Genomic DNA, 23,278 nt, shown 5'->3' with positions numbered 1-23,278 from the left:
CCCATCGTCAAAAAGGGCTGTTTTCACTCGTGCGCAAGGTTCGGTGGTTGATCCTATCTGCTATCAGCGTCGCCGGGGCCGTTCAGGCCCAGGGCAGCCAAGGCTCGGCTCCCTCGTCGACGTCGATCACCGCGGCCCCTGAGCTGCGCACGTCCCCCGGGCTGCGGGTGCACCGCCTGCCCGACGGGAACATCCCCGCCTATATGGAAGCGGACACCATCGAGGGGGATCCGGATTCCGACCTGACCCTGACCGGCGCGGCCCAGGTCCGCCGCATCGACGGCGTCATCAAGGGCGACCGGATCAACTATCGCAAGGACACCGGCGAGGTGGACGTGCAGGGCAACGCGCGCATGATGCGCGACGGCACCCTGGTGACCGGCCCCAACGCCAAGTTCAACGTCGACAAGTACTCCGGCGAAGTCGAGAAACCCAATTTCTGGCTGGGCGCCACCGGCGGTTTCGCCGTGGCGGAACACGCCGAAATCTTCAGCAAGTCGCAGATGCGGCTGCACACGGTCACCTACAGCGGCTGCTCGTGCGAGACGCCGTCGTGGTACATCAAGGCCAAGACGGTCGACATCGACTTCGATGAAAACGAAGGCGTGGCCCGTAGCGGCGTGCTGTATTTCAAGGACGTGCCGATCCTGGCGTCGCCCTACATGACCTTCCCGGTCAAGAAGGAACGCAAGTCGGGCTTCCTGGTGCCGACGTACGGCACCACCAGCAAGGGCGGCTTCGACTTCTCGCTGCCTTACTACCTGAACCTGGCGCCGAACTACGACGCCACGATCCAGCCGCGCTACTTCTCCAAGCGCGGCCTGCAACTGGGCGGCGAGTTCCGCTACCTGGGCGCGAGCTACGGCGGCAGCATCTACGGTGCCTACCTGCCCAACGACCACGTCAGCGGCGATGACCGCTGGATGTACTGGTGGCGCCATCAGCAGCTGCTCGGCAATGGCTTCTATGCCGACTGGGATGTGGCGAAGGTGTCGGACAATGACTACTTCCGCGATATTTCCCAGTTGGGCCTGAATCAGGCGTCCACCACCTATCTGCCCCAGCGCGCGCGTGTAGGCTGGGGGTCGACTTACTGGAGCGCCTACGCTCAAGTCTATAAATATCAGACGCTGCAGGACCCGAATGCGCTGCTGACGCCTCCCTATGACAAGGAGCCGGAATTCTATCTGCGCGGCGCCCGCTACGATTGGGGCGGTTTCGACGTGGACTGGACGTCGACGGCGGTACGTTTCAAGCAGCCTTTGCTGCTGGGCAATCGCGCTGGCCCCACCGGTGATCGTCTGCAGACCTATCCCACCGTGTCCTATCCGATCGTTCGCCCAGGTTGGTTCGTGGTGCCCAAGGTCGGCGTGAACTACACGCAGTACCAAACCAACTGGTTCAGCCGCGACTGGCTCAACCTGAACTCGGGCACGGCCAACGCCGGCACGGATTTTGGCTACCCACGCTCGCAGTCGCGTACGGTGCCGATCATGTCGCTCGATACGGGGCTGATCTTCGAGCGGGACACTACGTTGTTCGGCAAGGCGTCTACGCAGACCTTGGAGCCTCGGTTGTATTACCTGCGGGTGCCGTATCGTGACCAATCCAAGATTCCGGTCTACGACACCTCGCTGTCCGACTTCAGCTTCTCGCAGGCGTTCGAAGAGAATATCTACACGGGCGGCTGGGATCGCATTTCCAACGCCAATCAGCTGACCGCCGCGCTGACCACGCGCTGGCTCGACGCCTCCACCGGCTTCGAGCGCGCGTCGCTGGCCGTGGCGCAGCGCCTGTATTTCGCTGACCAGCAAGTGACGCTGCCCGGCGAAACGCCGCGCGAGAACGTGCGCTCCGACTTCCTGGTAGGCGCCAGCGCCGCGCTGACCGACACGTTCACGACCGACGTGGCGGCGCAGTACAACCCTTATGACAACCGCTGGTCGCGCACATTGCTGAGCGGCCGCTGGTCGCCGCAGCGCCTGACGACGGTGGCATTGGCCTATCGCTACCAGCGTGATCCGCAGACCGGCGTGGCCTATCAGCCGCAAGGGCAGAACCAGATCAGCCTGGCCGTGCAGTGGCCGTTCACCAAGCGCTGGTACGGCGTGGGCCGCGTCGACTATTCGCTGCGCAACGGTCCGTCCAGCACGGTCAGCGGCACCAATGATTCCCCGCGTATCACGCAGGCCATCGCCGGCCTCGAATACAAGGGCGATTGCTGCTGGGTCGGCCGGATGGTGTTCCAACGCTATGCGGTGTCCGCCACCGACGCCAACACGGCGCTGTTCTTCCAGCTGGAGTTGACCGGACTGGGTTCCCTGGGAACCGATCCGATGAACCTGCTGAACAGAAGTATCCCCGGCTACTCGAATATCACCCCGCCTGTGCCTGCCGGGACTACATTTGAAAGGTATGAATGATGCGTAGGTTGCACTCTTTGCGTCGCTTCTCCGGCAACGCGCTGTTGCTGGCTGTTTGCGCCGCCTTCTCCGCCGCGCACGCGGCCGAGCCGAACGCCAAGGGCGCCAAAAACGCGCCGGCTGCCCCGGCCGCGCAGAAAAGCGCGCCGCCCGCCGCCGGAGAGCAGTTCGTCGACGGCATCGCCGCCGTGGTCGACAAGGACGTGATCACTCTGCGCGAATTGCGCGATGCGTCGCTGCGCATCGCCGGTGAGTTGAAGGCGCGCGGCATCCAGGTGCCCGACGACAAGACGCTGCAGCACCAGGTGCTGCAGCGCCTCATCATGGAACGGGTGCAGCGCCACGAGGCCGATCGTCTCGGCATCCGCGTCGATGATGCCCAGGTCGACATGGCCATCAAGACCATCGCCGAGCGCAACAAGATCGGCGCGGCGCAACTGCGCCAGGAAATCGAGAAATCCGGCACCTCCTGGGACAGCTATCGCAAATCGCTGCGCGACGAAATCCGTTCGGATCGCCTGCGCCAGCGCGCGGTCGACTCCAACATCGTCATTTCCGATGCCGAGGTCGATGCCTTCCTGAAGGACCAGCGCCGCAATCCGGCGTTCGCCGCCGCGGCCCAGTCGGCGCAGCAGGCCCAGCCGCAACCCCAGCCGGAAGCCGCGCCCGAGCAGGCCGCCGCGCCCGCCGGCCCGATGCTCTACGCCGTGGCGCAGATCCTGGTGCGCGTGCCGGAAGGCTCGTCGCCCGACCAGCTGGCCGCATTGCGCAAGAAGGCCGAGGACCTGCTGGCGCGCGCCAAACGCGGCGATGACTTCGCCAGCCTGGCGGCCGCCAACTCGGACGGCCCCGAAGCCCTGCAGGGCGGCATCATGGGCGTGCGTCCGCTGGACGGTTGGCCCGACCTGTTCGCCAAGGCCATCGGCAATCTGCAGAAGGGTCAGGTCTCGACCCTGCTGCAAAGCGGCAACGGTTTCCACATTCTCAAGGTGATGGACCGCGGCAACGCGCAACCGGCGCCCAGCCGCACCGCCCGCGCGCCTGCCCCGGCGCCCGCGCCGCAGCCGCGTCCGCAACCCCAGGCCCAGGCGCCGCAAGGTCCGGTCGAAGTGATGCAGACGCACGCGCGCCACATCCTGATCAAGACCTCGACCGTGATGAGCGACGAGCAGGCCCGCCAGCGCCTCGAACAGGTGCGCCAGCGCCTGGTGGCCGGCGACGCCAAGTTCGCCGACATGGCGCGCCAGTACTCGCAGGACGCGACCGCGCCGCAAGGCGGCGATCTGGGTTGGCTCAACCCGGGTGAAACCGTGCCGACCTTCGAGGCCGCGATGAACGCGCTCAAGCCCGGCGATATCAGCCAGCCCATCCAGACGCCGTTCGGCTGGCACCTGATCCAGGTCGAAGAGCGCCGCCAGCACGACGCCACCGACGACCTGGCCCGCATGAAGGCCCGTCAGACCCTGTTCGAGCGCCGTGCCCAACCCGCTTTCGAAGATTGGCTGGATCAGTTGCGCGCCCAGGCGTACATCGACAACCGTCTCGAGAAGCAGGACCGTATCAACCAGAACAACCGCTGATCGCAGCCCGGGTTTTTTCATGTCTCAACACCAGGCGCGCAAGCGCTTTGGCCAGAACTTCCTGACCGACGAGAGCGTGGTCGAGTCGATCGTGCGGTCGGTCAACCCGGCCCGCGGCGACACCGTGGTCGAGATCGGTCCGGGCCTGTCGGCGCTGACCCGGCCGCTGCTCGAGCGGCTCGATCACCTGACCGCGGTCGAGATCGACCGCGACCTGGCGGCGCGGCTGCGCAAGCAATTCGAGGAAGGCCGCCTGACCGTGGTCGAGGCCGACGCGCTGACGGTGGACTTCTCGCAGTTCGGCGCCGGGCTGCGGGTGGTGGGCAACCTGCCCTACAACATTTCCAGCCCGCTGCTGTTCCACCTGATGACCTGGGCCGATCACGTCCGCGACCAGCATTTCATGCTGCAGCGGGAAGTGATCGACCGCATGGTGGCGCAACCCGGCAGCGGCGACTTCAGCCGCCTGTCCGTAATGCTGCAGTCGCGCTATCGCATGCACAAGCTGTTCGACGTGCCGCCCGAGGCGTTCGATCCGCCGCCCAAGGTGGTGTCGGCCATCGTGCGCATGGTGCCGCTGCCGGCCGAACGCCTGCGCCCGGTCAGCGCGCGCGCCTTCGAGACCGTGGTGGCCCGCGCCTTCTCGCAACGCCGCAAGATGCTGCGCCGGGTGCTGGCCGACTGGGCGCCGCAGGTGCCCTGGGAAGCGCTGGACATCGCGCCCACCGCGCGCGCCGAGGACATCTCGGTGGACCGCTACATCCGCCTGTCGGACGCGCTGGTCGAGGCTGGCGTGCTGCAGCGCGGTTGAGGCCACGCCCCCCCCCGTGCAAGCAAAAGCCCGCGTCGAGCGGGCTTTTTTTCGTCGCGTCGTGGTGGCGACTACAGCATGCGCTTTTGCGCCGCCATCCACAGTTGCATCACGTCGCGGGCGCGGTCGTGCAGCAGCCTTTCGGCGTCGGCCAGCGCCTGGTGCAGGGTGATGGGGCCGGGCGCGAGGCTGAAGGCGGCGCTGATGCCGCCGGCGTGCAGCGCTTCGTAGCCTTCGCCCAGCGAGCCGGCCAGCGCCACCACCGGCACACCGGCCTGGTGCGCGATGCGGGCCACGCCCGCGGGCGTCTTGCCGCGCAGGGTCTGCGCGTCCATGCGGCCTTCGCCGGTGAAGGCGAGCGTGGCGCCTTCCATGGCCTGCGCCAGGCCGCCGAGCTCGGCGACGATCTCGACGCCGGGCCGGAAGTGCGCATTCAGGAAGGTCTTGGCGGCGAAGCCGAGGCCGCCGGCGGCGCCCGCGCCGGCGTCGTCGCGGCGGTCGCTGCCCAGCTGGCGCGCACAGACGTCGGCGAAATGGCCGAGCATGGCGTCCAGCGCCAGCACCTGTTCGGGCGTGGCGCCTTTCTGCGGACCGAAGATATGCGACGCGCCCTGCGGCCCGCACAACGGGTTGTCGACGTCGGAGGCGATGACGATGCGCGTCTTCGCCAGCCGCGGGTCGAGACCGCGCAGGTCGATGCTGGCCAGCTGGCCCAGCGCGCCGCCGCCCGGCGGCAGGCTGCGGCCGTCCTGGTCGAGCAGGCGCAGGCCCAGCGCGGTCAGCATGCCGGCGCCGCCATCGTTGGTGGCGGAGCCGCCCAGGCCGAGAATGATGCGCTCGGCGCCGGCGTCCAGCGCCGCCAGGATCAGTTCGCCCACGCCATGGCTGCTGGCACGCATCGGGTCGCGCTTGGTCGGCGCGATCAATTCAAGCCCCGCGGCCGCGGCCATTTCGATGATGGCGGTGCCGTCTTCGAGCAGGCCCCACACGGCGTCGACCTTGTGGCCCAGCGCATCGTTGACCGTGCGCTCGCGCGCCTGCCCGCCGGCCGCCGCCAGCACCGCTTCGACGGTGCCCTCGCCGCCGTCCGCCATCGGGATGCAGACGGTCTGCGCGCCGGGGCAGGCGGCCTTGACGCCGCGGGCGATGGCCGCCGCCGCGTCGGGCGCGGAAACGCTTTCTTTGAAAGAGTCGGGTGCGATGACGATTTTCACGAGGTCGGCCACGGTTCGTTGGGGGACGGGATGTCGATCATGATACCCGCGTGTCCGCCGCCGTCGTACCATAGCGCTTTCGTTGTTCATGTGAGAGTGGATCGCCATGCCTGTATTGCGCCGCACCAAAATTGTCGCCACCCTGGGGCCCTCGACGTCGACGCCGGAGCGCATCGACGCCATGATCAAGGCCGGCCTGGATGTGGCGCGGCTGAACTTCTCGCACGGCAGCGCCGACGATCATCGCGAGCGCGCCCGCCTGGTGCGCGAGAGCGCCGCGCGGCAGGGCCGCTTCGTCGCCATCATGGGCGACCTGCAAGGCCCCAAGATCCGCATCGCGCGCTTCACCGACAAGCTGGTGCAGCTGCAGGTGGGCCAGCCGTTCACGCTGTCGCGGGTGCATCCGAAAGAGGCCGGCACGGCCAGCATCGTCGGCATCGACTACCCCGAACTGGTGACGGACTGCCGCGTCGGCGACGAGCTGCTGCTCGATGACGGCCGTGTGGTGCTGGTGGTCGACAGCGTCGCGGGCGACGAGGTCCACACCACCGTCACGGTCGGCGGCCCGCTGTCCAACAACAAGGGCATCAACCGCCGCGGCGGCGGCCTGTCGGCGCCGAGCCTGACCGACAAGGATCGCGTCGACATCAAGCTGGCCGCCGAAATGCAGCTGGATTTCGTGGCGGTGTCGTTCCCGCGCTATGGCAGCGACATCGACGAGGCGCGCGAACTGCTGCGCGCCGCCGGCAGCGAAGCCTGGATCATCGCCAAGATCGAACGCGCCGAAGCGGTGGCCGACGACGAGGCGCTGGACGCGCTGATCCGCGCCAGCGACGGCGTGATGGTGGCGCGCGGCGACCTGGGCGTGGAAGTGGGCGACGCCGAACTGGTCGGCATCCAGAAGCGCATCATCCAGCACGCCCGCACCCTGAACAAGGTGGTGATCACCGCGACCCAGATGATGGAGTCGATGATCTCCAGTCCGATCCCGACGCGCGCCGAAGTCTCGGACGTGGCCAACGCGGTGCTGGACTACACCGACGCGGTGATGCTGTCGGCGGAAAGCGCCTCGGGCGCCTATCCGGTCGAGACGGTGCAGGCCATGGCGCGCGTCTGCCTGGGCGCGGAAAAGCATCCCACCAGCACGCAGTCGCACCACCGGCTGGGCGAGACCTTCACGCGCTGCGACGAGACCATCGCGCTGGCGGCCATGTACGCGGCCAACCACTTCCCCGGCGTCAAGGCCATCATCGCGCTGACCGAAAGCGGCCACACGCCGCTGATCATGTCGCGCATCCGCTCGGGCGTGCCGATCTACTGCTACAGCCCGCACAGCCTCACGCAGAACCGCGTGACCATGTTCCGCGGCGTCTACACCATCCCGTTCGCGCCGTCGGACTACGAGCCGGCCGACCTCAGCAACGCCGCCATCGACGAACTGAAGAAACGCAACCTGGTGAAAGAGGGCGACTGGGTCATCCTGACCAAGGGCGACTTCTACCGCGACAGCGGCGGCACCAACGGCATGAAGATCCTGCTGGTGGATTGATCCAGGCCTGTGCGAGGCTTCTTTTAGTGTGAGCAGGCCCTAGCCGAAGAACCAGTAGCACACGCCGATGGCCGCCAGCACGCCGGCCAGGTCGGCGACCAGCGCGCAACCCACCGCATGGCGCGCGCGCAGGATGCCGACCGAGCCGAAATACACCGCCAGCACATAGAAGGTGGTTTCGGTGCTGCCCTGCACCACCGCCGCCAGCAGCGCGGGGAAGCTGTCCACGCCGAAATGCGTCATGGTTTCCAGCATCATGGCGCGCGCCGCGCTGCCTGAGAACGGCTTGACCAGGGCGGTCGGCAGCGCGTCGACGAAACGCGTGTCCCAGCCGGCGGTCGCGGCCAGCCAGCGGATGCCGTCCAGCAGGAAGTCGAGCGCGCCCGAGGCCCGCAGCACCCCGACCGCGCACAGCATCGCCACCAGGTAGGGCAGCAGGCTCTTGGCGATGTCGAAGCCTTCCTTGGCGCCTTCGATGAAGGCCTCGTAGACCGGCACTTTCTTCCAGGCGCCGACGATGAGGAAGGCCAGCAGGATGCCGAACAGCGCCAGGTTGCCCATCAGCGACGACAGCGCGGCGATGGCGCTGGCCGACATGCTGGCCAGCAGCGCCATGAAGCCGCCCAGCAGCAGCGCCGCGCCGCCCAGCCACAGCATCACGACGGGGTCGACCAGGCGCAGGCGCTGGCACGCCGCCACCGCCAGGAAGCCGGCCAGCGTCGACGCGCTGGTGGCCAGCAGGATCGGCAGGAACACCAGGGTGGGGTCGGGCGCGCCCTGCTGGGCGCGGAACATGAACAGCGTCACCGGCAGCAGCGTCAGCGACGAGGCGTTGAGCACCAGGAACAGGATCTGGGCGTTGCTGGCGGTGTCGGGCCTGGGATTGAGCGATTGCAGTTCGCGCATGGCGCGCAGGCCGATGGGCGTGGCGGCATTGTCCAGGCCCAAACCGTTGGCGGCGAAGTTGAGCGTGATCAAGCCGATCGCGGGGTGGTTGCGCGGCACCTCGGGCATCAGGCGCGCGAACAGCGGCCCCAGCAGCCGCGCCAGCCGTTCCACCAGCCCGGCGCCCTCGGCGATGCGCAGGAACCCCAGCCACAGCGTCAGCGTGCCGAACAGCAGCACCATCACCTCGACCGACACCCGCGCCATGTCGAACAGGCTGGCGACCATGGCGCGGAACACGTCCGGGTCGCCGATGGCCAGCCAGCGGTACAGCGCGGCCGCGGCGGCAGTCAGGAAGAAGCCCAGCCAGAGTTTGTTCAGCATGCGGTGTGTGCCCGGATAGCGATTGGATTGCGCACCAGCGCGGGGGAGGCCCATTGTCGCAGAGTCGGACCGCTGGGGTTTGGCCCGGAGGGCCCAATTCTGGTACTTTGCCCTGATATGCCCAGTGGCATCGAACGAGAGGGATCTCATGGATTTCAACGCATGGCGCCGGCGCCGCATCTCCGAACCCGCGTACCGTTGGGCGCGCAACGCGATGCCTCCGCTCTCTGCCACCGAACGCGAGGCCATCGAGGCCGGCGACACCTGGTGGGAAGCCGACCTGTTCACCGGCAATCCCGACTGGCGCAAGCTGCTGGATGTACCCGCCGCCGCCCTGACGCCGGACGAGCAACGCTTCATCGACGGCCCGGTGGCGCAGCTGTGCGCCATGCTGGATGAATGGGACATCACCTGGCACCGGCGCGACCTGCCGCCAGAGGTCTGGACCTTCCTGAAGACGCAGCGCTTCTTCGGCATGATCATTCCCAAGCGCCACGGCGGCCTGGGTTTCTCGCCCTACGCGCATTCCGAGGTGGTGCGGCGCATCTCCGCCTATTCGATCACCGCCGGCGTCACGGTCATGGTGCCCAACTCGCTCGGGCCGGGCGAGCTGCTGATGCAGTTCGGCACGCAGGCCCAGCGCGATTACTGGCTGCCGCGCCTGGCCGACGGCCGCGAGGTGCCGTGCTTCGGCCTGACCAGCCCCGAGGCCGGCTCCGACGCCGCCTCCATGGTCGATACCGGCGTGGTCTGCCGTCAGGTGGTGGACGGCCGCGAACTGATCGGCGTGCGCCTGAACTGGCACAAGCGCTACATCACGCTGGGGCCGGTGGCCACGGTGCTGGGGCTGGCGTTCAAGATGTCGGACCCCGACGGCATCCTGGGCGAGGCGCGCGACATCGGCATCTCGGTGGCGCTGGTGCCGACCGACGCGCCGGGCGTCGAGATCGGCCGCCGCCACCTGCCGGCGATGCAGGTGTTCCAGAACGGGCCCAACCGCGGCCGCGACGTGTTCGTGCCGCTGGACGCGCTGATCGGCGGGGTCGAGCGCGCCGGCCATGGCTGGCAGATGCTGATGAGCGCGCTGGCGGCGGGGCGCGGCATTTCATTGCCGTCGCTGTCGGCCGCGGCGTGCGTGATGAGCGCGCACGCCACCGGCATGTACGCCCGGGTGCGCGAGCAGTTCGGCATCCCCGTCGGCAAGTTCGAGGGCGTGCAGGAAAAGCTCGCCAGCCTGGCGGGCAATGCCTACCTGGTGGAAGCGGCCCGGCGCCTGACCTGCGCGGCGCTGAACCAGGGCGTGAAGCCGGCGGTGGTGTCCGGCATCATGAAGTACCACGCCACCGAGCGCATGCGGGTGTCGGTCAACGACGCCATGGACGTGCATGCCGGCCGCGCGGTGATCGACGGCCCCAGCAACTACCTGGGCGCGTTGTACCGGGCGGTGCCCATCGCCATCACGGTCGAGGGCGCCAACATCCTGACGCGCAACCTGATCATCTTCGGCCAGGGCGCGATCCGCGCCCATCCCTACCTGATGCCGGAGATCCTGGCGCTGGGCAATCCCGACGAAGAGCGCGGCATGGAAGTGTTCCATGACGTGTTCTGGCGCCACCTGCGCCACACCGGCATGAACACGCTGCGCGCCGTCGGCCGCGCCTGGACCGGCGGCGTGCTGGCGCCGTCGCCGGTGTCCGGCCCCACCGCCGGGCATTACCGTCGGCTGGGCCGCTACGCGGCCGGCTTCGCGCTGCTGGCCGACGCCACACTGGCACGGCTGGGCGGCGGCCTCAAGCGCCGCGAGATGATCTCGGCGCGGCTGGGCGACATCCTGGCCGAGCTTTACTTGCTGTCGGCCGTGCTCAAGCGCTGGGAGGACGACGGGCGCAAGCACGACGACCTGCCGCTGGTGCGCTGGTGCATGGAACAGGGCTATGCCGAGATCGAGAAGCGCCTGGACCAGGTGCTGTCGAACCTGCCGGGCCGGCCGCTGGCCTGGGCGCTGCGCGCGGCCATCCTGCCGTTGCGGCTGGCCAAGGGGCCGGGCGATGCGCTCAGCCGCGAATGCGCGGAACTGCTGCTCAAGCCGTCGCCGACCCATGTGCGGCTGGCGGCCGACCTGCAGCGCGTGTCCGGCGGCGGCGGCCAGGGCGACGCCGATCCGCTGGCGCTGCTGACCCGCGCGTTTGCCCTGGTGGATGCGGTGCAGCCGATCCGCGACCGGCTGCGCCAGTCGGGCGTGCGCGATTGGCGCGAGGCGCACCGGCACGGCGCGATCACGGCGACACAGGCGGCGCAGCTGGAAGAGGCCGAGGCGATTGTGTCGCGGGTGTTGCAGGTGGATGATTTCGCGCCGGAGGAACTGGCGCCGCGCGAGGCGGGCGTGGACCCGGCTCCCGCGGCGCGGGACGATCAGTCGTCCTGATTCGGATCCATGCCCGGGAACAGGATTTCGGTGAAGCCGAACTTCGAGAAGTCCTGGATCCGGGAAGGATAGAGCCGGCCGATCAGGTGGTCGCATTCGTGCTGCACTACGCGGGCGTGGAAGCCCTCGGCCTCGCGGTCGATGTCACGGCCGTACGGATCCTTGCCCTGGTAGCGGATGCGGCGGTAGCGCGGCACCAGGCCGCGCAGCCCCGGCACCGACAGGCAGCCTTCCCAACCGTCTTCCATTTCGTCGGACAGCGGCGTGATGACCGGATTGCACAGGATCGTCTGCGGCACCGCCGGCGCGTCGGGATAGCGCTCGTTGCGGTCGAAGCCGAAGATGACCAGTTGCAGGTCCACGCCGATCTGCGGCGCGGCCAGGCCCACCCCTTGCGCCGCCGCCATGGTCTCGAACATGTCTTCGATCAGGGCGTGCAGTTCGGGGGTATCGAAGCGCTCGACCGGCGGCGCGACGCGCAGCAGCCGGGGATCGCCCATTTTGAGGATGGAGTGGATCATGGCGATGGCGGGTGGGGTTCAGTCCACTCGTCCTTTTTTCTGGATGAACTCGATCTTGTAGCCGTCCGGGTCCTCGACGAAGGCGATCACGGTGGTGCCGTGCTTCATCGGGCCGGCCTCGCGGGTGACCTTGCCGCCGCGTTCCTTGACCTTGTCACAGGCTTCGTAGGCGTTGTCGACTTCCAGCGCGATGTGGCCGTAGCCGGTGCCCAGGTCGTACTTGTCGGTGTCCCAGTTGTGGGTCAGCTCGATCACGGCGCCTTCGGACTCATCCTGGTAGCCGACGAACGCCAGCGTGAACTTGCCGTCGGGGTAGTCGTTGCGGCGCAGGACGCGCATGCCGAGCACGTTGGTGTAGAAGTCGATGGACTTGTCGAGGTTGCCGACTCGCAGCATGGTGTGGAGCATACGCATGGTGGAATTCCTTAAGCGATGAGAGGTGGGGGGAAGCCGTGGACGTGTCCGGCGGATTCCCGCGTTATGCCGAGGTCTTGCAGCGCGCCGCCCATGGCGTCGACCGCAAGCCGCATCTGGTCGGGCCCGAAGGCGCCGATGCAACCGACCCGGAAAGTGGGCAGTTCGGTGTTGGTGAAATTGCTGAGCACGAAGCCACGCTGCTTGAGCGCGTCCACGAACAGCTGCAGGTTCCAGGTCGGCGCGTCGGGCGCGTGCACGTTGACGACGATCGGGCCTTGCAGCGCGGGCGGCAGGTAGGGGCTGAGCCCCAGGCCGGCTACGCCGTCGTAGAGGGTGCGCATGTTGGCGGTGTAGCGCGCCAGTCGGGCCTCGCGGCCTTCCTGATGATACAGCTCCAGCGCTACGGCCAGCGCCGCCAGCGTCGGCGCGGGCGGGGTGAAGCGCGGGCCGGCGTTGGGCGCCAGGGTGTGCTGGTAGATGTCGGCCAGGTCCAGCGACCAGCTGCCGGCGTTGCCGCGCGCGGCATCCAGGCTGTCGCGGCGGCCCACCACGAAGGCGGCGCCGGGCAGGCCTTCCAGGCATTTGTTGGCGGTCAGCACCACGGCGTCCACGGCCGGCAGGGCGCGCATGTCGAGCGGCAGCGCGCCGAAGGCCGAGACCGCGTCGACGATGACGCGGCGGCCCAGCGCGTGGGCGATGCGGGCCAGTTCCGGCACGTCGTGGCAGATGCCGCTGCCGGTCTCGCTGTAGACCAGCGCCACGTGCGTCAGGCTCGGATCCTGTTCCAACGCCTGCGCCACGGCCTGGGGATCGACGCGGTCGCGCACGCCCACGTACAGCGGCACGGCGACGCGGCCGGCCTCGGCGGCCAGCTTCTGCAGGCGGCCCGCGTAGGCGCCGGTGGACGGCACCAGCAGGCGGCCGCCGGCCGGCACCAGGGTGCGGATCGCGGCTTCCACCGCGAAGTGGCCGCAGCCCGGCAGCGCCAGCGCTACGTGCTCGTGCGCGTCGGCCTGGGCCACGCGCAGCACGCCGTCGCAGACCTGGCGGTACAGCGCGCGGAATTCGTTGTCCCAGGGCGCATAGTCCTGCGCCATGGCGGCCTTCACCCGCGCATCGGTCGTGACCGGGCCGGGAATCAGCAGAAGCATGGGATGTCTCCGTGGGGGGCCGGTTGCGGGGCGGGGGCGTCTCGCACCGACCCTAGAATTGGGGAAGCGAGGCCGGGTCGTGGCGCCGCAGCACGTTCTTCGCTTCCTCGAAATCGGGCAGGATCTGGCCGACTTCGCGCCAGAAATCCTGGCTGTGGTTCATTTCGCGCAAGTGCGCCAGTTCGTGCGCGATGACATAGTCGATGATGGCCGGCGCGAAATGGATCAGGCGCCAGTTCAGCATGATGTTGCCGTCGCTGGTGCACGAGCCCCAGCGCGTGGCCGCGGACGACAGGCGCCAGCGGCGGATCTTCAGGCCGCTGATCTGCAGGAAGTGCGCCAGCCGGGCGCCGAACCAGGCGCCGGCGCGCTGCTGCAGCCAGGCCTGGGCGGCGTCGCGGATGCGGCCCTGGTCGGCGTCGGCCGGCAGGGCCAGCCACAGCGTGTCGCCGTCGGCCGGGGCTTCCGCATCGCCGGACAGGCGGGTCTGGCGGCTGTCGCCACCCACGCCCAGCACGATGCGCTTGCCCAGGTAGGGGAGTTCGCCGCCGGCCTGCCAGCGCGTGTGCGCCATGGCCAGCTGCTGCTTGCGGGTATGCCATTCGCGCAGCTTGGCGACGATCCAGCGGGCCTTCTCGCGCACCGCGTCGTCGATCTGCGCCAGGGTGACCCAGTTGGGCGCCGTGACGCGCAGGCCGTCGTCGGTGATGACGAAGCCGATGCTGCGGCGGCGCGAGCGCAGCAGCACGAAGCCGATGGGCTGCGGATCGGTGTCCACCTCGCGCCAGCGCGCGCCGGGCGGCAGCGGATCGGGGCAGGGGGTGGGCACGCGCGCCGCGGCGTTGGGCGACAGCGTCAGCAACGGCTCGCCGGCCGGCTTGGGCGCGGAGGAAGCAGGGGGAGGGAACAGCGGCGCGGGCGGCGTGGCCACCGGCGCCTTGCGTGGCGCGGGAGACGCGCTCAAAGGCGACGCGTCTGGAGACGCGTCGGCGTCTTGCACGTCGAACAGGAGTTCGAGCTGGTCAGTGCTGGGCATACCTTTCTGGATTGAGACGCCGCATTTCCCCTTCGATCCAGTCCTGCACTTTCTGGTTCAGTTCTTCGGGGGAGATTCCCTTCGATTCTATCGCGGGACCGATGGACAGCGTAATCATGCCCGGATATTTGACGAAGGCGTTGCGGCGCCAGCATTCGCCGGCGTTGTGCGCCACCGGGATGACCACCGCGCCGGTGCGCGAGGCCAGCAGCGCGCCGCCCATCTTGAAGCGCGCGGTCTTGCCCGGCGGCACGCGGGTGCCTTCCGGGAACAGCAGCGGCCAGCGGCCTTCGTCCAGCCGGACCTGTCCCTGCTTGACCACCTGGTCGAAGGCGTCGCGGCCCTTGGCGCGGTCGATGGCGATCATGCGCAGCAGCGCCAGGCCCCAGCCGAAGAACGGCACCATGTGCAGTTCCTTCTTGTAGACGAAGCACACTTCGCGCGGCATGTAGGCCGGGAAGAACAGGGTCTCCCAGGCCGACTGGTGCTTGGACAGCAGCACCGCCGGACCGTCGGGCAGGTTCTCCCAGCCCTTGACCTGCCAGCGGATGCCGCAGAACACCTTGGCGCCCCAGATGGCCAGGCGCGGCCAGCCCACCGTGAGCTTGTAGCGCAGGTGCAGCGGCAGCGGCGCCCACAGCACGCAGGCGAAGGCGTAGGGGATGACCGTGATGGCCAGGAACAGGAAGTACAGGAATGAGCGCAGCCGGGCCATCAGTTGTCCTGCAGCAGGGCGTCGGCCACGGCCGACAGGTCGTCGCAGACCCGCGTGTTCTCGGGCAGGCCGCCCTTGGCCAGCGTCTTCTTGCCGTTGCCGGTCAGCACCAGCCAGGGCGAGCAACCGGCGGCGGCGGAGGCCTGCAGGTCGCGCAGCGAGTCGCCCACGGCCGGCACGCCGGCCAGGTCGACGTCGTAGCGATGGCCGATCTGCTCGAACAGGCCGGGACGCGGCTTGCGGCAGGTGCAGTCGTCATCCGGGCCGTGCGGGCACATGAAGACGGCGTCGACGCTGCCGCCGGCCGCGGCCAGCTCGCGCCGCATCTTGGTGTGGATGGCGGTCAGCGTGTCCATGTCGAACAGGCCGCGGGCCAGGCCCGACTGGTTGGTGGCGACCACCACCGTCCAGTCCGCCTGGGTCAGGCGGGCGATGGCCTGCAGGCTGCCGGGCAGGGCGATCCATTCGTCGGGACTTTTGACGAAGGCGTCGCTGTCCTGGTTGATGACGCCGTCGCGGTCGAGGATGATGAGTTTCACTGTGCCAGCCTGGAGATGTCAGCGACCTGGTTCATCAGGGAGTGCAGCTGGCCCAGCAGCGCCAGCCGGTTGGCGCGCACCGCCGGGTCTTCGGCCATGACCATGATGTCGGCGAAGAAGGCATCCACCGGCTCGCGGGCCTGGGCCAGCGTGCGCAGGTTGGCGGCGAAGTCGCCGGCGTCGATCGCTTCCTGAGCCTTCGGCTTCAGGGCGACGATGGCGGCCAGAAGGGCTTTTTCTGCGGGTTCAACCAGGGCCGCGGCATTCACCGAGCCAACGCTGCCTTCGGCTTTCTTGAGTAGATTGCCGATGCGCTTGTTAGCGGCGGCGAGACTAGCTGCTTCGGGAATCTGAGCAAATGCGGCCACGGCTTGCACTCGGGCTGTGATCTGATGCAGTGGGGGCACCAAGGCCATGACAGCCTCGACTGCGTTGCGGTCGAACTCGTTAATGAGTTGATTGCGATAGCGTTCGTAGATAAAGGCCCGTACCTCACTCACGGTATCCGCGGGTATCTTGCCAGCAGGGAACGTAGCGGCGGTGGTCTCCAGGAGACTATCAAGAGTCAGTTGTTGTTTGATCTCGGATGAGTTGGCCGTCATCACCAGGCGATCACCAGAGCGGATCGAAAGGAAACCGCCAGCCTGGAGCTGCTCGAAGGCGCTGATCAGGCCCAGCGCGGCGCGGCGCAGGCCGAAGGGGTCGCGTTCGCCGGTGGGCGCCAGGCCGATGGCCCAGATGCCGACCAGGGTCTCGGCGCGTTCGGCGATGAACAGCGTGGCGGCGGTCAGGTCGTCCTGCGAGACCGGCGTGTCGTAACGGTTGCGGTACTGGGTGCGCAGCGCCTGCACGACGCTGTCCGGCTCGCCGTCGCCGGCGGCGTAGTAGGCGCCCATGATGCCTTGCAGCTCGGGGAACTCGCCCACCATGTTCGAGCCGAGGTCGGCCTTGGCCAGCAGCGCGGCGCGGTCGGCGGCGGCGACGTCGCCGCCCAGCTTGCCGGCCACATCGCGGGCGATGGCGCGCACGCGTTCGACGCGTTCGAGCTGGGTGCCCAGCTTGTTGTGGTAGACGATCGAGCCCAGTTGCTCGACGCGCGCGGCCAGCGGCGTCTTGCGGTCGGTTTCGAAGAAGAACTGGGCGTCGGCCAGGCGCGGGCGCACCACGCGCTGGTTGCCTTCGACGATGTTCACCGGGTTGTCCGTGTGCATGTTGCTCACGATCAGGAAGCGGTGCGTCAGGCGGCCGCTGGCCGGGTCGAACAGCGGGAAGTATTTCTGGTTCAGGCGCATGGTCAGGATCAGGCATTCCTGCGGCACTTGCAGGAACTGTTCCTCGAACTCGCCCACGTAGACGGTGGGGTGTTCGACCAGGGCGGTGACTTCATCGAGCAGGGCGGCCACTTCGGGGTCGTCGCCCAGCGTGGCCGACAGGCGGCCGGCGTGGTCCAGCAGCTGGCGCTGGATCTCGTCGCGGCGGCCTTCGAACGAGGCCACCACGCGGCCCTTCTCGGCCAGGGTGGCGGCGTAGGCGTCGGCATCGGCGATGGCGATGGCGCCGTCGCTCATGTAGCGGTGACCCAGCGTCTCGCGGCCGGCGGTCAGGCCGAGGGCGGCCACGGGCACGACGTCGGCGCCGAACAGCGCGATCAGGCCGTGCGCCGGGCGCACGAACTTGACGGTGGTTTCGCCGTCGGCCAGCTGGTAGCGCATGACCTTGGGAATCGGCAGGCCGTCGATGGCCGCGTCGATGCCTTCCTGCAGGCCGGCGGCCAGCGCCGCGCCCGGCGCGGTGCCGCGGGCGACCAGGTAATCCTGCTTGCCGTCGGATTCACGTTCCAGGGTGGCCAGGTCGATGTTTTCGAGGCCCTTGGCGGTCAGCTTCTTCTGCAGCGCCGGGGTGGCCTTGCCGTCTTCGGTCAGCCCGATCTTCACGGGCATCAGCTTTTCGGCGTAGGCCTGGTCGGGCGCCTGGGCCAGCACGGCCGACAGGCGCACCGCCAGGCGGCGCGGCGTGGCGTAGGGCTCGACGGCGCAGCCGTCGGCCAGCAGGCCGTGGCGCGCCAGCGTGGCGCGCACGCCCTCGGCGAAAGCCTGGCCCAGCTTCTGCAGGGCCTTGGGCGGGAGTTCTTCGGTCAGCAGCTCGACCAGCAGGGGGCGGATGTTCGTCGTCATTTTTATGCAACCTCCCCAGTGGAGGTGTCGTGCCCCGATCTGGAGAAGTTGAATTGTCTGAGAAGTACGGGTTGGCCCGGCGCGACTACATGTGCCAAGGGCGGGGCTTCAGCGGCCTTGTCGCGGCCCAGCATGGGAAAGCCCAGTCGTTCGCGGGAATCGTAGTAGGCCTGCGCGACGGCGCGCGACAGGTTGCGGATGCGGCCGATATAGGCGGCGCGCTCGGTGACGCTGATCGCGCCGCGCGCGTCCAGCATGTTGAAGGTGTGGGCGGCCTTGAGCGTGGCTTCATAGGCCGGCAGGGCCAGCGGCACGTCCATCAGGCGCTTGGCCTCGGCTTCGTAGTCGTTGAAGTGCGCGAACAGCATCTCGGCCGACGAATATTCGAAGTTGTAGGTGGACTGTTCCACTTCGTTCTGGTGGAACACGTCGCGGTACAGCACGCGGTTGCCGTTGGCGCCTTCGGTCCAGACCAGGTCGTACACGCTCTGCACGTCCTGCAGGTACATGGCCAGGCGTTCCAGGCCGTAGGTGATCTCGCCCGTGGTCGGGGTGCAATCCAGGCCGCCGACCTGCTGGAAGTAGGTGAACTGGGTCACTTCCATGCCGTTGAGCCAGACTTCCCAGCCCAGGCCCCAGGCGCCCAGCGTCGGGTTTTCCCAGTCGTCCTCGACGAAGCGGATGTCGTGCTGCGTGGGGTCGATGCCCAGCGCCTTGAGCGAACCGATGTACAGGTCCAGGATTTCAGGGGGCGCGGGTTTCAGCACCACCTGGTACTGGTAATAGTGTTGCAGGCGATTGGGGTTCTCGCCGTAGCGGCCATCCTTGGGGCGGCGCGAGGGCTGCACGTAGGCCGCGCGCCAGGGCTCCGGGCCGATCGCCCGCAGGAAGGTGGCGGTGTGCGAGGTGCCGGCGCCGACTTCCATGTCGTAGGGCTGCAGCAGGGCGCAACCCTGCTTGTCCCAGTATTCCTGGAGCGTAAGGATGATTTGCTGAAAGGTGAGCATAGGATTCTTGGAATTCGGTCGCCGGGCGACGTCTGCCGTGGGCGTGGGAAACCGGGCATTTTAACTGGCCCGGGGCGGCCCCGGGGCCGGACCCCGGGATTGGGGTCGCATCCAGGCGGTTACATCCTCGCGGTTACATCTCCGACGGGGGCGTGTTCCAGGCGGACGTTGCCCCGCCGGCGCTCTGCGGCGGCCTGGCATTGGTCGTATCATTCCGGGTTGACCAGTCTTATATAAAACCAATATCCAAACCCCCGGAAGGAGCATCCGCATGTCTGACCTGATCAAGGTGGAAGTCGCCGACGGCATCCAGATCATCACCATCAACCGCCCCGAGGCCAAGAACGCCATCAACCTGGAAACCGCCCAGGCCATGGCCGCGGCGCTCGACCAGCTGGACAGCCGCGACGACGTGCGCATCGGCATCCTGACGGGCGCGGGCGGCACGTTCTCGTCGGGGATGGACCTGAAGGCGTTCGCCAAGTCGGGCCAGCGCCCCTACGTCGAAGGCCGCGGTTTCGCCGGCCTGAACGAAGCGCCGCCGAAAAAGCCGCTGATCGCCGCAGTCGAAGGCTACGCGCTGGCGGGCGGTTGCGAGATGGCGCTGGCCTCCGACCTGATCGTGGCCGCCAGCAACGCCAAGTTCGGCCTGCCCGAAGTCAAGCGCGGCCTGGTGGCCGGCGCCGGCGGCATGCTGCGCCTGCCGCGCCGCCTGCCGTACCACATCGCCATGGAAGTGATCCTGACCGGCGACATGCTGGGCGCCGAGCGCGCCTACGGCTTCGGCCTGGTCAACCGCCTGACCGAGCCGGGCGGCGCCCTGGCCGGCGCGCTGGAACTGGCCCGCGCCATCGTCGAGAACGGCCCGCTGTCGGTGCAGACCGCCAAGAGCATCGTGGCGCAGTCCGGCGACTGGACCCAGGAAGAGATGTTCGGCCGCCAGCGTCCGCTGATCGCCCACATCTTCTCGTCGGCCGACGCCAAGGAAGGCGCCACCGCTTTCGCGGAGAAGCGCAAGCCGGTCTGGCAAGGAAAATAAATGGGTGCCCCCACGCCGCGCTCGCTGCGCGAGCTAGCTGCCCCCCAAGGGGGCTCTTTTGCCTTGGGGCGGCCCGGCGGCAAAAGCAATCCTTTCACCAGCGCGGCTGGCCGGTAGGTCGGCCGCGTTTTCACGTTCCCTTCGTTAATCGCATATCGCCATGTCCGTCCTCATCAAAGAAGAAGACTTCATCCAGTCGATAGCCGATGGCATCCAGTTCATCAGCTATTACCACCCCGTCGACTACATCCGCCACCTGGCCCGCGCCTACGAGCGCGAGGAAAGCCCGGCCGCGCGCGACGCGATGGCCCAGATCCTGACCAACTCGCGCATGTGCGCCGAGGGCAAGCGCCCGCTGTGCCAGGACACCGGCATCGTCAACGTGTTCCTGAAGGTCGGCATGGGCGTGCGTTTCGACACCAGGCGCACCCTGCAGGAACTGTGCGACGAAGGCGTGCGCCGCGGCTACCTGAATCCGGACAATCCCCTGCGCGCCTCGGTGCTGGACGATCCGCTGTTCGCCCGCAAGAACACCCGCGACAACACACCCTGTATCCTGCACGTCGAGCTTGTCCCGGGTGACAAGGTCGACGTGCAGCTGGCTTCGAAGGGCGGCGGTTCGGAAAACAAGTCCAAGTTCGCCATGCTCAACCCCAGCGATTCGCTGGTGGACTGGGTGCTCAAGACGGTCCCGACCATGGGCGCCGGCTGGTGCCCGCCGGGCATGCTGGGCATCGGCGTCGGCGGCACCGCCGAAAAGGCCATGCTGATGGCCAAGCAGTCGCTGATGGAAGACATCGACATGTACGAACTGCTGGCCCGCGGCCCGCAGAACAAGCTCGAAGAGCTGCGCATCGAGCTGTACGAGAAGGTCAACGCGCTGGGCATCGGCGCCCAGGGCCTGGGCGGCCTGACGACCGTGCTGGACGTCAAGATCAGCACCTTCCCGACGCACGCGGCCTCCAAGCCCGTCGCCATGATCCCGAACTGTGCGGCCACCCGCCATGCCCACTTCGAGCTGGACGGCTCGGGCCCGGCGCGCCTGGACCCGCCGTCGCTGTCCGAATGGCCGGAAGTGCACTGGGCGCCGGACTACAACAAGTCCAGGCAGGTCGACCTGAACACGCTGACGAAGGAAGAAGTCGCCAGCTGGAAGCCGGGCCAGACCCTGCTGCTGTCGGGCAAGATGCTGACTGGCCGCGACGCCGCGCACAAGCGCATCCAGGACATGCTGGCCAAGGGCGAGCCGCTGCCGGTGGACTTCACCAACCGCGTCATCTACTACGTCGGCCCGGTCGATCCGGTGCGCGACGAAGTGGTGGGCCCGGCCGGTCCCACCACCGCCACCCGCATGGACAAGTTCACCGACATGATGCTGGAGCAGACCGGCCTGATCGCCATGATCGGCAAGTCCGAGCGCGGCCCGGTCGCCATCGAGTCGATCAAGCAGCACGGCTCGGCCTACCTGATGGCCGTGGGCGGCGCGGCCTACCTGGTGTCCAAGGCGATCCGCGGCGCCAAGGTGCTGGGTTTCGCCGACCTGGGCATGGAAGCCATCTACGAGTTCGACGTGAAGGACATGCCGGTGACCGTGGCGGTTGACGCCCAGGGCACCTCGGTCCACACCACCGGCCCGAAGGAATGGCAGGCCCGGATCGGCAAGATCCCGGTCGCCACGGCGTAAGCCGGCGGCAGGAACGCGAAACGGGCGCCGGAGACGGCGCCCGTTTTTTTTATCCCTGCCGGCGCGTGTCGGGGCCCGCCGTCTGCGCGGGCTTCGTTGGCCGGCTCGATCCAGGTCCGGTCAGTAGCGCACGTACTCCAGCGCCGGTTGCGAGGGCGCCGGGGAGCCGGCCGCGGCGGCCCGCGCCGACGCGGCCGGCCGCGCCGTCGCGGGCCGGTCATGCACGTCGTAGGCGCGCTGCAATTCGTGCGCCGCCTCGGCCGTCATCTGGGTGATGTCCTCGGTCACGTCGCCCAGCTTGGCCGATTGCGCCAGCGACACCTCGACCACTTCGCCCATGATCTCGGTGACCCGGCGCGACGAGGTCACGATGTTCTCCATGGTGGCGCCGGCGGATTGGACCTGTTCGGCGCCGCTGCCGATCTGCTGGACCGAGGTGGTGATCAGGTCCTTGATCTCCTTGGCCGCGGACGCGCTGTTCTGGGCCAGGCTGCGCACTTCCGCCGCCACCACCGCGAAACCCCTGCCATGGGGGCCGGCCCGCGCCGCCTCGACCGCGGCGTTCAGCGCCAGGATGTTGGTCTGGAACGCGATGCCATCCATGACTCCGATGATTTCCGAGATGCGCCGCGAGCTGTCGGTGATGGCGCCCATGGTGGCGACCACGCCGGCCACGGTCTTGCCGCCTTCCTCGGCGACCTGGCAGGCGTCGCGCGCCAGCGTGTTGGCCTGGCTGGCGCGTTCGGCGTTTTCGGTCAGGCCCTGGACCGCCACCCGCAGCGTCTGCGCGGCGGTGAAGCGCTTGGTGATGTCGGTGGCGAACTTCACCACCTTGAACGGCCGCCCCTCGGCGTCGAAGATCGGGTTGTAGCTGGCCTCGATCCAGACGCGGCGGCCGTTCTTGCCGATGCGCAGGTACTGGCCGGTGTCGTATTCGCCGCCGCGCAGCTTGCGCCAGAATTCCTTGTAGGCGGGGCTGCGGACCTCTTCGGGCAACACCAGCATGCTGTGGTGCCGGCCGCGCAATTCGTCTTCGCGATAGCCCATGGCGTCCAGGAACAGGTCGTTGGCGCGGATGATGGCGCCGTCCAGTTCGAACTCGATGATGCCCTGCACCTTGGAGATGGCTTCGAGCTGGCCTTCGGTGTCCGCCTGGCGCCGCTGCTGCTCGGTGACGTCGGTGGCGTACTTGACCACCTTGAAGGGCCGGCCGGCGGCATCGAGGATCGGGTTGTAGCTGGCCTGCAGCCAGACGTCGCCGCCATCCTTGTGGATGCGGCGATAGCGCCCGGCGTCGTATTCGCCGCGCTTGAGCTTGTCCCAGAAGGCCATGTATTCAGGCGAATCGCGGCGGTCGGGCGCGACGAAGATGCGGTGATGCCGCCCCAGCAATTCTTCAAGCGTGTAGCCCATGGCGTCGAGGAAATTCTGGTTGGCCATGAGCACATGCCCGTCCAGGTCGAATTCGATGACCGCCTGCGCCTTGTGGATCGCCGCGATCTGGCCGTAAAGATCGGCGCTTCGCGTGTCGCGCTTGCGACGGAACAGACGCTTGAGGGAAAACCAATGCATGTTGAACTCGAACGAAAATGTTCCGCCGCGTCATTGCGGCCGAGGTCTCGGAAGACCTCGGATCGCCGGCGTTCGCGACGCTGCGGGCGAACGGCGCGCAGTCAGGCCCAGGGCAGCGGCGCAAGCGGATAGTCAGTGGATTGGCGCCTGGG

At 68.1% G+C, this 23,278-nt stretch carries 17 protein-coding genes and 1 pseudogene; 7 read left to right on the top strand and 11 right to left on the bottom strand.

What is annotated here, in order from left to right; translation table 11 throughout:
• Positions 1-29: 29 nt before the first annotated feature.
• From I6I07_RS02395 to rsmA, 3 genes are read left to right on the top strand one after another with little or no spacing between them, the layout of a single operon-like run.
• Positions 30-2,423, top strand: coding sequence for an LPS-assembly protein LptD (locus tag I6I07_RS02395; RefSeq protein ID WP_198485563.1), 2,394 nt, complete (start codon positions 30-32; stop codon positions 2,421-2,423).
• Positions 2,420-4,003 carry a peptidylprolyl isomerase gene (locus tag I6I07_RS02390; protein WP_198485562.1) on the top strand — a complete coding sequence of 528 codons (1,584 nt, stop codon included), beginning with the start codon at positions 2,420-2,422 and terminating at the stop codon, positions 4,001-4,003. Before I6I07_RS02395 ends, I6I07_RS02390 begins: the two co-directional genes overlap by 4 nt.
• Before the next feature lie 19 nt (positions 4,004-4,022).
• On the top strand, positions 4,023-4,814 hold the full coding sequence (gene rsmA, locus I6I07_RS02385) for a 16S rRNA (adenine(1518)-N(6)/adenine(1519)-N(6))-dimethyltransferase RsmA (RefSeq protein WP_198485561.1): 792 nt from the start codon (positions 4,023-4,025) through the stop codon (positions 4,812-4,814).
• A 71-nt stretch (positions 4,815-4,885) separates the two neighbouring features.
• Here rsmA and I6I07_RS02380 read toward each other — a convergent pair whose 3' ends face one another.
• Positions 4,886-6,028 carry a glycerate kinase gene (locus I6I07_RS02380; RefSeq protein ID WP_198485560.1) on the bottom strand — a complete coding sequence of 381 codons (1,143 nt, stop codon included), beginning with the start codon at positions 6,026-6,028 and terminating at the stop codon, positions 4,886-4,888.
• 106 nt (positions 6,029-6,134) lie between these two features.
• Here I6I07_RS02380 and pyk point away from each other — a divergent pair, with 106 nt between their 5' ends.
• Positions 6,135-7,577 (top strand): pyruvate kinase, encoded by a 1,443-nt coding sequence (gene pyk, locus I6I07_RS02375; protein WP_198485559.1) that lies wholly within the window; start codon positions 6,135-6,137, stop codon positions 7,575-7,577.
• Between the two features lie 39 nt (positions 7,578-7,616).
• Here the strand turns inward: pyk and I6I07_RS02370 are convergent, their stop codons facing one another.
• Positions 7,617-8,846 (bottom strand): nucleoside recognition domain-containing protein, encoded by a 1,230-nt coding sequence (locus I6I07_RS02370; RefSeq protein ID WP_198485558.1) that lies wholly within the window; start codon positions 8,844-8,846, stop codon positions 7,617-7,619.
• A gap of 148 nt (positions 8,847-8,994) precedes the next feature.
• Here I6I07_RS02370 and I6I07_RS02365 point away from each other — a divergent pair, with 148 nt between their 5' ends.
• Entirely contained in the window at positions 8,995-11,271 is a 2,277-nt protein-coding gene (locus tag I6I07_RS02365; protein ID WP_198485557.1) for an acyl-CoA dehydrogenase, read from the top strand.
• Here the strand turns inward: I6I07_RS02365 and def are convergent.
• The 8 genes and pseudogenes from def to glyQ all read right to left on the bottom strand — a co-directional run.
• The gene (gene def, locus I6I07_RS02360; RefSeq protein WP_006393025.1) at positions 11,259-11,792 is read right to left on the bottom strand and encodes a peptide deformylase; all 534 of its coding nucleotides are present in this window, start codon (positions 11,790-11,792) and stop codon (positions 11,259-11,261) included. The genes I6I07_RS02365 and def overlap by 13 nt on opposite strands.
• 18 nt (positions 11,793-11,810) lie before the next feature.
• Complete coding sequence (gene gloA / locus I6I07_RS02355) at positions 11,811-12,206, bottom strand: lactoylglutathione lyase (protein ID WP_006388855.1); 396 nt, start codon at positions 12,204-12,206, stop codon at positions 11,811-11,813.
• Positions 12,207-12,217: 11 nt separating this feature from the next.
• On the bottom strand, positions 12,218-13,360 hold the full coding sequence (locus I6I07_RS02350) for a 2-aminoethylphosphonate--pyruvate transaminase (protein ID WP_198485556.1): 1,143 nt from the start codon (positions 13,358-13,360) through the stop codon (positions 12,218-12,220).
• A 52-nt stretch (positions 13,361-13,412) separates the two neighbouring features.
• A complete protein-coding gene (locus I6I07_RS02345) occupies positions 13,413-14,396 on the bottom strand; it encodes a M48 family metallopeptidase (RefSeq protein ID WP_198485555.1) in 984 nt (327 codons plus the stop codon).
• Positions 14,383-15,111, bottom strand: a complete 729-nt coding sequence (locus tag I6I07_RS02340) for a lysophospholipid acyltransferase family protein (protein ID WP_198485554.1) — start codon at positions 15,109-15,111, stop codon at positions 14,383-14,385. Before I6I07_RS02340 ends, I6I07_RS02345 begins: the two co-directional genes overlap by 14 nt.
• Positions 15,111-15,650: a D-glycero-beta-D-manno-heptose 1,7-bisphosphate 7-phosphatase gene (gene gmhB, locus I6I07_RS02335; RefSeq protein WP_198485553.1), complete on the bottom strand. Its 540-nt coding sequence runs from the start codon at positions 15,648-15,650 to the stop codon at positions 15,111-15,113. Before gmhB ends, I6I07_RS02340 begins: the two co-directional genes overlap by 1 nt.
• Positions 15,647-17,824 (bottom strand): glycine--tRNA ligase subunit beta, encoded by a 2,178-nt coding sequence (gene glyS / locus I6I07_RS02330; RefSeq protein ID WP_198485552.1) that lies wholly within the window; start codon positions 17,822-17,824, stop codon positions 15,647-15,649. The genes gmhB and glyS overlap by 4 nt, the downstream gene beginning before the upstream one ends.
• Positions 17,825-17,928: 104 nt before the next feature.
• Positions 17,929-18,831, bottom strand: a pseudogene (gene glyQ, locus I6I07_RS02325) (glycine--tRNA ligase subunit alpha); the annotation flags it as partial.
• 271 nt (positions 18,832-19,102) lie between these two features.
• Here glyQ and I6I07_RS02320 point away from each other — a divergent pair.
• Both I6I07_RS02320 and I6I07_RS02315 read left to right on the top strand, forming a co-directional pair.
• Positions 19,103-19,870 (top strand): crotonase/enoyl-CoA hydratase family protein, encoded by a 768-nt coding sequence (locus I6I07_RS02320; RefSeq protein WP_006393032.1) that lies wholly within the window; start codon positions 19,103-19,105, stop codon positions 19,868-19,870.
• Between the two features lie 160 nt (positions 19,871-20,030).
• Positions 20,031-21,554, top strand: coding sequence for a fumarate hydratase (locus I6I07_RS02315; protein WP_198485551.1), 1,524 nt, complete (start codon positions 20,031-20,033; stop codon positions 21,552-21,554).
• Positions 21,555-21,674: 120 nt separating this feature from the next.
• On the opposite strand, the gene I6I07_RS02310 is transcribed toward I6I07_RS02315, so the two are convergent.
• Positions 21,675-23,126 carry a methyl-accepting chemotaxis protein gene (locus I6I07_RS02310; protein ID WP_198485550.1) on the bottom strand — a complete coding sequence of 484 codons (1,452 nt, stop codon included), beginning with the start codon at positions 23,124-23,126 and terminating at the stop codon, positions 21,675-21,677.
• Between the last annotated feature and the right edge of the window lie 152 nt (positions 23,127-23,278).

This window comes from Achromobacter deleyi, assembly GCF_016127315.1.
GTDB classification, from domain to species: Bacteria; Pseudomonadota; Gammaproteobacteria; order Burkholderiales; family Burkholderiaceae_B; genus Achromobacter; species Achromobacter insuavis_A.
Note: the sequence above shows the minus strand (reverse complement) of the source record. Positions and strands in the feature narration are given on the sequence as shown.

What these genes read in the sequence shown, in the direction of transcription:
- I6I07_RS02390 (WP_198485562.1), top strand. Translation starts at nt 2,420, where the DNA reads ATGATGCGTAGGTTGCACTCTTTGCGTCGCTTCTCCGGCAACGCGCTG.
- rsmA (WP_198485561.1), top strand. Translation starts at nt 4,023, where the DNA reads ATGTCTCAACACCAGGCGCGCAAGCGCTTTGGCCAGAACTTCCTGACC.
- pyk (WP_198485559.1), top strand. Translation starts at nt 6,135, where the DNA reads ATGCCTGTATTGCGCCGCACCAAAATTGTCGCCACCCTGGGGCCCTCG.
- I6I07_RS02370 (WP_198485558.1), bottom strand. Translation starts at nt 8,846, where the DNA reads ATGCTGAACAAACTCTGGCTGGGCTTCTTCCTGACTGCCGCCGCGGCC.
- I6I07_RS02365 (WP_198485557.1), top strand. Translation starts at nt 8,995, where the DNA reads ATGGATTTCAACGCATGGCGCCGGCGCCGCATCTCCGAACCCGCGTAC.
- def (WP_006393025.1), bottom strand. Translation starts at nt 11,792, where the DNA reads ATGATCCACTCCATCCTCAAAATGGGCGATCCCCGGCTGCTGCGCGTC.
- gloA (WP_006388855.1), bottom strand. Translation starts at nt 12,206, where the DNA reads ATGCGTATGCTCCACACCATGCTGCGAGTCGGCAACCTCGACAAGTCC.
- I6I07_RS02350 (WP_198485556.1), bottom strand. Translation starts at nt 13,360, where the DNA reads ATGCTTCTGCTGATTCCCGGCCCGGTCACGACCGATGCGCGGGTGAAG.
- I6I07_RS02345 (WP_198485555.1), bottom strand. Translation starts at nt 14,396, where the DNA reads ATGCCCAGCACTGACCAGCTCGAACTCCTGTTCGACGTGCAAGACGCC.
- I6I07_RS02340 (WP_198485554.1), bottom strand. Translation starts at nt 15,111, where the DNA reads ATGGCCCGGCTGCGCTCATTCCTGTACTTCCTGTTCCTGGCCATCACG.
- glyS (WP_198485552.1), bottom strand. Translation starts at nt 17,824, where the DNA reads ATGACGACGAACATCCGCCCCCTGCTGGTCGAGCTGCTGACCGAAGAA.
- I6I07_RS02320 (WP_006393032.1), top strand. Translation starts at nt 19,103, where the DNA reads ATGTCTGACCTGATCAAGGTGGAAGTCGCCGACGGCATCCAGATCATC.
- I6I07_RS02315 (WP_198485551.1), top strand. Translation starts at nt 20,031, where the DNA reads ATGTCCGTCCTCATCAAAGAAGAAGACTTCATCCAGTCGATAGCCGAT.
- I6I07_RS02310 (WP_198485550.1), bottom strand. Translation starts at nt 23,126, where the DNA reads ATGCATTGGTTTTCCCTCAAGCGTCTGTTCCGTCGCAAGCGCGACACG.